Source organism: Ewingella americana, from assembly GCF_006438725.1.
Classification (GTDB): domain Bacteria; phylum Pseudomonadota; class Gammaproteobacteria; order Enterobacterales; family Enterobacteriaceae; genus Ewingella; species Ewingella americana_A.
Window position 1 is genome coordinate 105,278 of the sequence record NZ_RCZD01000015.1, and the last position, 11,118, is coordinate 116,395.

General features: G+C 53.4%; 10 protein-coding genes and 1 pseudogene. 3 read left to right on the forward strand and 8 right to left on the reverse strand.

What is annotated here, in order from left to right:
• Positions 1–32: 32 nt before the first annotated feature.
• Positions 33–713, forward strand: coding sequence for a 6-hydroxyaminopurine reductase (yiiM, locus tag EAH77_RS21780; protein WP_140475021.1), 681 nt, complete (start codon positions 33–35; stop codon positions 711–713).
• A gap of 35 nt (positions 714–748) precedes the next feature.
• On the opposite strand, the gene EAH77_RS21785 is transcribed toward yiiM, so the two are convergent.
• Together EAH77_RS21785 and EAH77_RS21790 are read right to left on the reverse strand one after the other, a co-directional pair.
• On the reverse strand, positions 749–1,111 hold the full coding sequence (locus tag EAH77_RS21785) for a YibL family ribosome-associated protein (RefSeq protein ID WP_140475023.1): 363 nt from the start codon (positions 1,109–1,111) through the stop codon (positions 749–751).
• Positions 1,112–1,176: 65 nt separating this feature from the next.
• Positions 1,177–2,694 (reverse strand): PLP-dependent aminotransferase family protein, encoded by a 1,518-nt coding sequence (locus EAH77_RS21790; protein WP_140475049.1) that lies wholly within the window; start codon positions 2,692–2,694, stop codon positions 1,177–1,179.
• A 152-nt stretch (positions 2,695–2,846) separates the two neighbouring features.
• On the opposite strand from EAH77_RS21790, the gene EAH77_RS21795 reads away from it, so the two are divergent.
• Complete coding sequence (locus EAH77_RS21795; protein ID WP_140475025.1) at positions 2,847–3,455, forward strand: LysE family translocator; 609 nt, start codon at positions 2,847–2,849, stop codon at positions 3,453–3,455.
• Positions 3,456–3,460: 5 nt separating this feature from the next.
• Here the strand turns inward: EAH77_RS21795 and EAH77_RS21800 are convergent, their stop codons facing one another.
• The 6 genes from EAH77_RS21800 to EAH77_RS21825 form a co-directional block, all read right to left on the reverse strand.
• A complete protein-coding gene (locus EAH77_RS21800) occupies positions 3,461–4,009 on the reverse strand; it encodes an MltR family transcriptional regulator (RefSeq protein ID WP_277752577.1) in 549 nt (182 codons plus the stop codon).
• Between the two features lie 206 nt (positions 4,010–4,215).
• The gene (locus EAH77_RS21805; RefSeq protein WP_140475029.1) at positions 4,216–5,364 is read right to left on the reverse strand and encodes a mannitol-1-phosphate 5-dehydrogenase; all 1,149 of its coding nucleotides are present in this window, start codon (positions 5,362–5,364) and stop codon (positions 4,216–4,218) included.
• Positions 5,365–5,481: 117 nt separating this feature from the next.
• Entirely contained in the window at positions 5,482–7,395 is a 1,914-nt protein-coding gene (locus EAH77_RS21810; RefSeq protein ID WP_140475031.1) for a PTS mannitol transporter subunit IICBA, read from the reverse strand.
• Positions 7,396–8,039: 644 nt separating this feature from the next.
• Positions 8,040–8,219, reverse strand: a complete 180-nt coding sequence (locus EAH77_RS21815) for a hypothetical protein (protein WP_140475033.1) — start codon at positions 8,217–8,219, stop codon at positions 8,040–8,042.
• 250 nt (positions 8,220–8,469) lie between these two features.
• Positions 8,470–9,264 carry a DsbA family protein gene (locus EAH77_RS21820; RefSeq protein WP_140475035.1) on the reverse strand — a complete coding sequence of 265 codons (795 nt, stop codon included), beginning with the start codon at positions 9,262–9,264 and terminating at the stop codon, positions 8,470–8,472.
• Between the two features lie 196 nt (positions 9,265–9,460).
• On the reverse strand, positions 9,461–10,183 hold the full coding sequence (locus tag EAH77_RS21825) for a DUF3053 domain-containing protein (protein ID WP_140475037.1): 723 nt from the start codon (positions 10,181–10,183) through the stop codon (positions 9,461–9,463).
• 723 nt (positions 10,184–10,906) lie between these two features.
• On the opposite strand from EAH77_RS21825, the pseudogene EAH77_RS25395 reads away from it, so the two are divergent.
• Positions 10,907–11,118, forward strand: a pseudogene (locus tag EAH77_RS25395) (IS4 family transposase); the annotation flags it as partial.

Sequence of the window (11,118 nt, forward strand, 5' to 3'; positions counted from 1 at the left end):
GAGGCATTGGACATCGGCATGACGGAGGTTTTATGCATTACCCGGATGTATATATTGGCGCGATAAAATCCTATGAAGGCAGTGCACCCAGCGCCATTGGCAAGCGGCAGGTCAACGGCAGTCTGCTACTCACCTCACTGGGGCTGGAGGGCGATGAGCAGGCCGAAACCGCTTATCACGGCGGAGCGGACCGCGCACTGTGCCATTTTCCCCGTGAGCACTACGCCTGGTTGCGTCAACACTTTCCTGAACAGGAAGAGCGTTTTCACCCACCGGCCTTCGGCGAAAATCTGTCGACACTGGGGTTGACCGAAGAGAATGTGTTTATCGGTGATATTTTCCGCTGGGGCGATGCGCTGGTTCAGATCACTCAGCCGCGCGCTCCCTGTTACAAGCTGAATGCGTTTTTGCACTGTCCGCAAATATCCCAGGTTTTGCAGGACAACGGGCGTTGCGGCTGGTTATACCGGGTGATCGCCACCGGTCATGTCAGCGGCGACCGACCTTTTGAGCTGATGACGCGTAACAGCGAGGTGTCCGTCGCCGAAGCGATTTCCATCGCCTTCAATATGCCGTTCGACGAAGAGCAGTACCGCCGTTTGATGGCGGCTGCCGGGCTTTCCGCCAGTTGGAATAAAACCATGCAGATGCGTCTGGTGAACCGCAAGATTGAGGATTTTGGACGTCGTTTGTTTGGTTCGGCGGGGAAATAAGACAACGCCCTCCCTTTAAAGGAAGGGCGCTTTGATCAGAAGGCTTTTTTGGCGTAACCGGTCACCACTTTCAGGCCCATTTCACGGCCCAGTGCAGTCATCGGGTGAACGACGACAATACCGCGAACGGTTTTCTTCAGCGTGCCCATATCAGCCTGCTCTTTTTTAGTAATTTCACGGCTGTGCGGCAGGGCTGCCAGCTTCTGCGCTTCCGTGCTCAGCTTGACGACACGCACGTCTTTCAGACGGGCGATTTCGGCGGCCAGTTTCTCTTTTTCGTCTTCATGTTTGGAAATCAGTTCAGAGTTGCCCTGCTGAATAACAGCCGCGTCTTTGTGATTCAGTGCGTCCAGCATGTCGCTGAGGCGTTTAATTTCGGTTTTTTCGACTTCTTTCATAATGTTTTCGACCTGTGCGTGCAGCAATGGGCACGATGTTGCTCAAGATAATAACGTCTAGTGTATCAGGAAGTGCGGATTTCATCAGCCCGCGCGTCAGCCGTTGTTGATGCCAGCCCCGGCGCAAGTCCGCTCATTTCACAGGCACGCTGCCCGAGACGCGCAAGCGCGGCGGTATAACGTGCATTAAAAGGATAACAGCACGACAGCCGCAGGCCATTGCGGTAGCGCCCACTCGGCGAATAAAGTGTGCCCGGCGTCATGCAGATTTTCTCATCCAGCAGTTGCTGAAACAGCACTACGGTGTCGACACCTGCGGGAAAATCGACCCAGAAAACAAAGCCGCCCATCGGCTGCGTCGCACGGGTGCCCTGTGGAAAATAACGGGCGATCAGCGCCCGCGCTTCATCGACTTGTGCGGCATAGCGGCGGCGCAGCGCGCGCAGATGGTGGTCGTAACCCCCGGATTCAAGAAACACCGCCAGCGTTTGTGACAGTAAAAAAGACTCCGACATCGAGGACACCGCTTTGAGCTTACGCAGCTTCTCAGCAAAACGGCCACCGGCAATCCAGCCAATACGAAAATCCGGTGCCAACGTTTTCGTGAAGCTGGTGCAAAACAGCACCCAGCCGTTGCGGTCGAACGATTTTACTGCCGGGGAGAGCGCATCGCTAAATTGGATCTCAGCGTAAAGGCCGTCTTCAATCAGCGGAACCTGATGATCGTTCATCAGGCGCGCCAGCCGTTTTTTCGCGGCCAGCGGCATGGTAAACCCCATCGGATTCTGCGCAGTCGGCATGGCGATCACCGCATTCAGGCGCTTCTCATTGAGCATCAGTTCCAACGCGTCCAGCGAGATACCGGTTTGCGGATCGGTCGGAATTTCTACCGCTTTCAGCCCCAGGCTGGCGAGCAGCGGCAGCAAGTAAAAGTAGGTTGGCGTCTCCAGCCCCACGCTGTCACCCGGCTGGGTGGTCACCCGCAGCGCCAGCTGCAGGGCTTCCATACAGCCGTGCGTCAGGGTGATGTCCCCGGCTTCAAGCATCATACCCAACCCCAAAGAACGGCGAGCAATCTGCTGGCGCAGCGCAAGATTTCCCGGCGGCAATGCATACTGTCCGATGATATGCGGCTGACGGCGCAGCAGAGACGCCATGATGCGGCCCAGTTTGGCACCGGGATAGAAGTCATTAGCCTGCGGACACGCCAGCGAGAGATTGGTATAGGCCGGATTAATCTGCGCGGCGAACACGGTGTCGATCAGATCCAGAACGTCGTCAGCCGGTGTGGCAGCAGCGGTTTGCAGTACATGGCGCGCAGAGTGAACAGCCTCCAGTGCAGGAAGCGCGGTACGGACATAAAAACCCGACTGGGGGCGCGCCTCGATAAGCCCACGATCTTCCAGCCGCCGATAGGCCGCCACCACCGTGTTGATGCTGACCCCATGGGTTTGCGCACTGCGCCGCACCGAGGGCAGGCGGCTGCCCGCCGGCAACGTGCCGCGACGGATGGCTTCAGCCAGATTATCAGCCAGTTGGTTATAGCGTGTATCGGTGGAAACATCGCAGAGCGAGGTCAGCATATCGGCCATGGTGTCAGTTCCGCTAAAGTGAAGGGTTACAGTTCATCTTTCATGCAACTGTAACCCTTACAATAGCGTATTTTTGGTTCTGTCACCTCATCCTCCGCCTGCTTATTCTGTATGAACAGATTTTAGATACAGGAGAAGTAGCAATGCTGGATACCGCTTTCGTCAGTTATGTCACCGTGATGTCGATCACGCCGGGGCCGAACAATCTACTGCTGGCCGCATCGGGGGTCAATTTTGGGCTGCGCCGCAGCGTACCCATGATGCTGGGGATCACGCTGGGCTGCGTAGTGCAATGCGCATTGATGACCTCGATGCTGGCCATTTTGCTCAGTTGGATGAACGTGGTACGTCTGCCGATGGCGGTTATCGGTTGCGGGTATCTGTTCTGGCTGTCGTGGAAAATCTACCGTTCCGGCACGCCGAAAGAAGGGCAAAAACAGCAACCGATGAATCTGGTGGGCGGGGCATTGTTTCAGGCGATCAACCCCAAAGCCTGGCTAATGGCGACCAACGTGGCGATTCTGTTTACACCGCAGGACGGCAATATGCTGCATCACACGCTGCTGATCTGCCTCGGCTTCGCGCTGGTCAACCTTCCGTGCATTCTGGTCTGGGTGGTGATGGGGGACAGGTTACGTCAGGCGTTACGTGTTGAGTGGAAACTAAAACTGTTCAATACCATTATGGGCGGCATGATGGCGCTCACCGCACTGTGGCTGCTGGTCGGCGAAGTGCGCCATGCGCTGATATAAATGCGTTACTTCTGTACTGGAGAAAGGCGTGATGGCTGCTGATTACTGATATGCGCAATCAGGCCGGTGACTGACAGTACCATGGTGGAGCGGACGATTTGCTGATAACGCTGACGTTGCATAGCGATAAGCGACTCGTCGGCTTCGCCGGGCTTGAGGAAGGTGGGCGCGGGCGGAAGTTCAGTGACGCAATGCAGCTCACCAAAAGGCCCCAGAATTTCGTCGTCGGTGAAGCGGTAATCTTCGCCGTCATAATTCAGCTCTTCGCGCAGGGCCATCAGCAGTTCGGCATCTTCATATTCGTGGCGGCTGATCACGCCAAGTGCGTAGATCAGTTTAAGGCGCACAGACAGTTCGCCGAGCGGACCGGTTCCGGTTAGCAGCGGTTCAACGGCATATTTCACCGCATAGTCATCTTTGCGGAAAACCTGCACCACCAGAATATCCAGCGCTTCCGCCAGCAACTCTACCGCGGTCATCAAAAAACTACGCACGGTTTTACCCGCATTAAGCTTTTCAAGTACCCGGTTTTCAAACGCCTGTGCTTTTTCCATCGAGTGGCTTACTTTAAGGAGTGCGTCATGAATTACGGCTTCAGGTGTGTCCATAACGCCTCTGCTGTCATCCGTGAAATTCCCTTCGTGTTTGAAGCTACAGCTGCGTTAGCGGCTCTCGTTCACCCGAATCACTGACTGATGTCAGCTCATCGGGATTCTCTCGTTTGCTGCCTTGCTGCAACTCCCATCACTTTGGGTATTATTTAGTGCATTTTCTCGTAGATGCTGACCGCTTCGGCGACAACTTCACCGTCTTCCGGCAGGCCTGATACCTGCGCCAGCGCCGCTTTCGGCCCGACTTTTTCCAGCAGTTCAACCCACTCTTTTGCCTGTTGATCTTCATCACTGCGGTAATGCATAGCCGCGGCGATACCGATCACCAGATTGGTGTGCGGCAGACCGTATTCCAGCGTACCGAGCAACGGCTTAATCAAACGATCGCCTGCGCTGAGTTTACGCAGTGGCTGACGGCCAACGCGTTCAACATCATCGTGCAGGTAAGGGTTTTCAAAGCGGGAGATGATTTTTTCGATGTAAGCGAAGTGTTTTTCCGGTTCGAAACCATAACGGTTGATCAACACCTGGCCACTCTCTTCCATTGCGCCACGCACCACCAGACGGACTTTCTCGTCAAGGATCGCGTCACGAATGGTCGCGTGACCGGCCTGCTGACCGAGGTACGCGGTAATGGCGTGGCCTGTGTTCAACGTGAAAAGTTTACGCTCAACGAAAGCCATCAGGTTGTCTGTCGGTTCCATACCCGCGATGTCTGGCAGCGGGCCTTTAAACTGGGTTTTGTCGACAATCCACTCGCTGAAGGTTTCCACGGTGACTTCCAGCGGATCGGTGGTTCCGGCCGCCGCCGGTGGCACGATGCGGTCAACCGCAGAGTCAACAAATCCAACGTGGGCTTCAACCCAGGCTTTTTCATCTTCCGGCAGCGCGTTGAAGACGTGCTGTTTGAACTGGCTGGTACCACGCACCATGTTTTCACAGGCGATGATGTTGAGCGGCGCTTCGTTACCCTGCTGATGACGCAGAACCAGACCTTTGGCGACATTCGGTGCGATTTTTTCCAGCACGGTTGGGCCGACGGCGGTGGTCACCAAATCAACCTGAGCGATCAGGTTGATGGCATCCTGACTGGCGCTGTTCACCGCACTGACATTACTGACAGATTCAATGCTCGCCTGCTCGCCCACCACGTGAACGTCGTAGCCTTTGCGGCTGTTCAGCGCTTCGAGTAGCACGGGGCTGACGTCTGCGAAGGTCAGTTCAACCTTGGCATCCGCCAGTAATTTACCGATGAATCCACGGCCGATGTTACCTGCGCCAAAATGTAATGCTTTCATAAAATTTCCTTCAAATCGGGGGCCATTATTGAGGTAAAGCTGGGGAGCCGCCCGGCTCCGAATCAACAAGCGGGTCTCGTAAGACCCGCTGAGTGACGCTCTATTCAGGTTTCAAACTTAACCGCGAAGAATGGACAGCACCTCTTCGACGCTGCTGGTGTTCGCCAGACGTTCGATAACACCGTCTTCATCAAGCGCAGTGGTCAGCTTGGTGATCACGTTGATGTGCTCATTATTACGTGCGGCGATACCAATAACCAGACGCGCTGAGTCATCTTCCTCTTCACCCCAACGAATACCGGCCGGATACTGACAGAACACAATACCGGTTTTCAGTACACGATCTTTGGCTTCGATGGTGCCGTGCGGTACAGCGATAGACTCACCCAGATAGGTAGAAGTCAGCTGCTCACGAGCCAGCATCGCTTCGACGTATTCTGGTTGTACATAACCGCCTTTTACCAGTTGTTCCCCGGCAAAACGAATCGCCTGTTCTTTACTGGTTGCCTGCAGGCCGAGGAAGATATTGCTTTCGCTCATGCGGAACAGGTTTGCGTTTTCGCTATCGGCTACCAGGCTGTCGCCCAGGGTCGTCGTCACTTTCTCTTTGTACTGGCTGGTTTTGTTCACTTCAACCAGACGTGCAGTCAGGTCAGTATACAGGCCACTGTCGAGGAAGTTGGTCAGCGAAATGTGCTGAGCGTGCGGAACCTGACGCATGGCGCGTTCAGTTAAGTCACGGTGAGTGATGACCAGGTCAACGTCGTCCGGCAGGCTGTTGATGGCGCTGTTGGTGACGCTGATATTCGTCAGCCCTGCATCCTGCACTTTCTTGCGCAGAACACCGGCACCCATGGCGCTGGAACCCATACCGGCGTCGCAGGCTACGATGATTTTACGTACGGTAGACAGGTCGCCCGCTACCCCAGCAGTAGAAACTTTACCGCCTTTAGACTCGGCTTTCATATCCTGCATACGACGGGTTGCATCGTCCAGATCGTCGCCTTCTTTCACTTTGCTGGTTTTCAGCAAGAATGCTGAGACCGCGAAAGAGACCGCAAACGCAGCAACGATAGCCGCGATATTGGCGAAGTAAGTGCCTTTTGGCGTCATCGCCAGCACAGCAATGATGGAGCCCGGAGAAGCCGGAGATACCAGACCACCGTTCAGCATGGTCAGAGTGAATACGCCCGTCATACCGCCCAGAATCACCGCCAGCAACAGGCGTGGGTTCATCAGCACGTATGGGAAGTAAATTTCGTGGATACCACCGAAGAAGTGAATGATTGCCGCGCCGCCCGCAGACTGCTTGGCACTGCCACGACCAAAGAACATATAGGCCATCAGAACGCCCATACCCGGTCCTGGATTCGCTTCAATCAGGAAGAAGATAGACTTACCGGTTTCTGTCGCCTGCTGGATACCCAGTGGAGAGAAGATACCGTGGTTGATGGCGTTGTTGAGGAACAGGATTTTGGCCGGTTCAACAAAGATAGAGGCCAGCGGCAACAGGTTATGAATAACCATGATGTGAACGCCAGCAGCCAGCACTTTAGATAAGGCTTCTACCAGAGGACCGATTGCCAGGAAGGCCAGAACCGCCAGCAGCATACCGATGATACCGGCAGAGAAGTTGTTAACCAACATCTCAAAACCGCTTTTGATTTTACCGTCAACCCAGCGGTCAAAGCGCTTGATACACCAGCCGCCCAGTGGGCCACCAATCATCGCACCGAGGAACATCGGCATGTCCGCACCGACGATCACACCCATAACGGTGATTGCACCAACCACACCACCACGATCACCACCGACCAGACGACCACCGGTGAAACCGATGAGCAATGGCAGGAGATAAGTGATCATCGGAGCAACCAGCTTCGCTAATGTCGCATTAGGGATCCAGCCGGTAGGAATGAACAGAGCAGTGATGATACCCCAGGCAATGAATGCCCCGATGTTAGGCATCACCATGTTACTCAGGAAGCGGCCAAAGTTTTGAACTCCGACCTTAACGTTTGGTGAAAACATAAAACGCACCCCTATTGATACGCGCCAACAATAAGAGCGCGTTATATCTGTTAATTATCGGTGACGGTTAATACGGGTCTTTGTGCCACTGCTTTAAAAATCCGTCCGTCGAATTGCTGTCTGCGAAGCGGACTCTACCACGTGATTATGGCACCGCGTAGCCAGCACGCGATGCGTGAGCAAGATCACACCCCACACCCCGCCCGACCCCGCTTTTAGGTGATAACGATCACAAAACAAGCTTGAAACCTAAGCGAAAAGCATAAATTTTACGCACCACAGTCCTTAAAATGTGATGTGTGTCTCTTTTTTGTCTCGATGCTTTGTTATTAAAATGTGACATTCGTCACAAAGTATTTTCCGCCAGCCTTTGAAATTCAGCTTAAAAAATATCCAGACGTGCCTGAACCGCGCAGGAATGCGTTTACGGGGTAAGTGTTAAAGGAACATGACAGAGGAAAATATGTTGGGCAACCGGTGTAGCCCAAAGGAAATGAAGGTCTTCAGAAATGGGAAAGCGTGACTTCTTCGCCAATTTTTGTCGTAACATCTTTGACTATTTTCAGCTCAAAATCCGTATAGCTGTATAACTGCTGAGAATCCACATGGTGAGAAGTACCCATTTCATAATTGACTGGCTTCCCTTACCAGTCGAGTTTAGCGGCAGCTTCCTGCACTCTTGCTTTGGCTCTCTCATACGCAGCAAACTCTTGCCGAGCAGAAAGCTCAATAATCTGAGATGAGCCAGACGTTTCTATTAGCCCCTGCTCTTCACTTTGCTCACGTTTTTTCAGCGCAGCATACTCAGCAAATTGAACAATCATTAGCTATCCATGTAGTCGGTAAGAACATTCCGGTGATGACTCAATACACTGAGAGTCCGTGGTTATTCAGTGAGGATTAATCCCGCTGATTTTTTAAGGTTATCGCGATAAAACAGGTGAGGCGGGTATAATTTTACTCCTTTGCGGAAGTTACACCCGATATTGCGCGGTGTATTCCAGATTGGGCTTGGGCTTTATAAACGCCGCGTAAGGAGGAAAACCCGATGACTTTCGCCACCGGGTTGGAATGTTACTTACCGCCCTGCGCCTTCACGATAGCAGCCTGCAAATCTTCGGCAGACACGGCACCTGGCAGAACGGTGGTGTTTTCGGCGGTTGCGTCGCGGGTTGGCATCACCACAAAGCCCGGCGTGCCGCTGAAGCCTAAAGTACGCGCCAGTTCATCGTTGGACGCGATAGCCTGGTGGGTGGCTTTCAATTGAGCAGGGGTTGGGGCTGAAGCTTTCGCGGCTTTCACAGCACCGGCGATGTCAGCCTCAGTGAGTTTGCCCTCATCATGACCGGTACGGTAAATGCTGTTGTGGTAATCGAAATAGGCCTGTGCGCCTTTCTCTTTCCATACAGCCATACCGGTTTCGGCGGCGGTGATGGACTCTTTCCAGCGGTCACCGAAGATGGGCCACTCTTTGAACACGAAGCGCACGTTCGGGTTGGCCTTCACGGTTTGCTCAACCAACGGTGCCATGCGGCTACAGTACAGGCACTGGTAATCGAAGAACTCCACGAACGCAACCTTGGCATCTTGCGGGCCATAGCTTGGCGTGGCCGGATCGCTAACCAGCGCTTTAGCATTTGCCAATACGGCGGCTTGTGTTTGCTGCTGCTGTTGATCAGCCTGCTGGGCCTGCAACTTCTGGCTGACCTGCACCAGAATTTCAGGGTGTGCCAACAGGTAATCGGAGGCGATTTTACCAATAGCCGCCTGCTGGGCCGGGGTGAAATCAGCGGAGGCGCTGTCGGCGGCCATGGTCATTGTCGGTGCCATAACCAGGGCAGCCAGCAAAGTTATCGTCAGACGTTTCATCAAAAAAATCCTTAATTAGCAGAACACACACAAACAGATAAAGTTGCTGAAAAAGTAGAGTAATTTCTTCCCTTTTGCAGGCTAAAAATTGTGATTTTTTATAAATCTGCGGTACGAAACGGGCAGTTCGACACATAAAAAAACCACGCTGAGTAAAGCGTGGTTCTATTCTATTTATAAATCAGATAATTAAAAACTAACGGCTGTAATCGCCCTGCGCGGCTTTCTGCGCGCTGAGTAACGTCTGCTGTTTACCCACCAGATTCGACATCATGGTGTTGTATTGCGTAGCCTGCTGCTGTGTCGGGAATTGCACGCCACCGTTAGCAAAGGCCACCTGCGCGCCTTGCTGTTGCAGGTAATCGCCGACGGCAATAATATCCTGCGTGAAGCTGGTTAACGCCGGAACCAGCGGAGTCAACACATTAGCGGGTTCAGTCACCACGCTGGAATAAACCTGCGCGTACACAGCTTTCAGATCGTCTGGTTGCTTGAGCGCAGCCATGGCGGTGTCCGCTTTATTCTTCGAATCACGGATTTGCGCACTCAGAAGATTCAGCGAACCGACGGACTGTTGCAACTCGGTGCGTTGCGCCATGTAATCCTGCGGTGTGCGGATCTGGCCAATCGCGCTGACAGCGGGAACCAGACTGCCTTCCACGGCCTGCTTCATCTGGCGTGAATACGACAGGATAATGCCGTAGTCATTGGCGTAATTACCGAACTTCTGTTTCTGATCTTCACTGAGTGATGGCAGGTTCTGCCCACTGCGCATCACAGTATTTTGCAAATAGTCGATAAAGGCTTTGCGTTGTTCCGGCTCTTTATCGCCACACGCCGTGAGTTGAAACACGACCAGCAATGCCACAAGCGGCGCCAGCCAGCGCGCAAATGCCCTGCTTCTGATCCCTACAGCCATGAGTCCTGACTCCTGATTTCAATGTTCTTTTTTACCGGCAAATTCCATACCGAGTTGTGCATTCCATGCGGGTTATAGGATAGAACATCTGGGGGGAGAACGCTTTTTAAAAAAGCGTGGAAACGGTTTAAATTCAAATTCAAATTCAAGGTCGTGGGCCCGCCGCCCACACCTGCCCGAAGGTCAAGACCGTGGGCTCGCCGCCCACACTGGCCCAAAGGAGGTTTAAACGAACCTCCTTTGGAATCCTGCGTTTTTAAACTGCGCGCTATCGCTAAATCGGGATGGCCGTGTTTCAGCCACCGCTGTTATAGCCGCAAAATGTCGCCGCTTAGGCGGTGCCTTCGCTGCGGGTTCGAGCCATAGGTCTCGAACCTCTGGCTCAGCGCCATTTTTGAATGCGGCCGAAGCATCTTTAAATTCAAAACCGACATAGTGTTTGTCTTTCAAAATGTTGAGGCCGCGTTCAAAACGACGTCGAGTGAGCGGTGAGAAACGGCGAGAGGCTTTTTTCGAGCTGGTCCGAACCCGAAATGAGAGTACCGCGCAGCGGCGGAGTTTGCGGCTATCACTGTGGTGACTGAAACACGGCCATTGTGACCAGCGCAGCTGCTGTTGTTTATAGCGCGGGGGTCTCGGGCTGATGGCTCCCCACAAAATGCAGACAGGCATAGCGGGATATGATCTACTTCGTGCGCCAACAAAAAGTAAAGGACCCCGGCTATGCCTGTCGCACAAGTTTGCCAGAAATTTCTCCAAAAATCCCTTTCCCATATTCATGTTTATCGGCGTGACGCCTTGATTTCTATGTCTATGACTTTAGTTCGCGGGGCATCTTTAACCCTCACCAGCATAGGGCGCTATTTGCCCGGTTCCGCAAAAGTGAAACATAAAATAAAACGCGTCGACCGATTAATGGCTAATCCTCGCCTTCA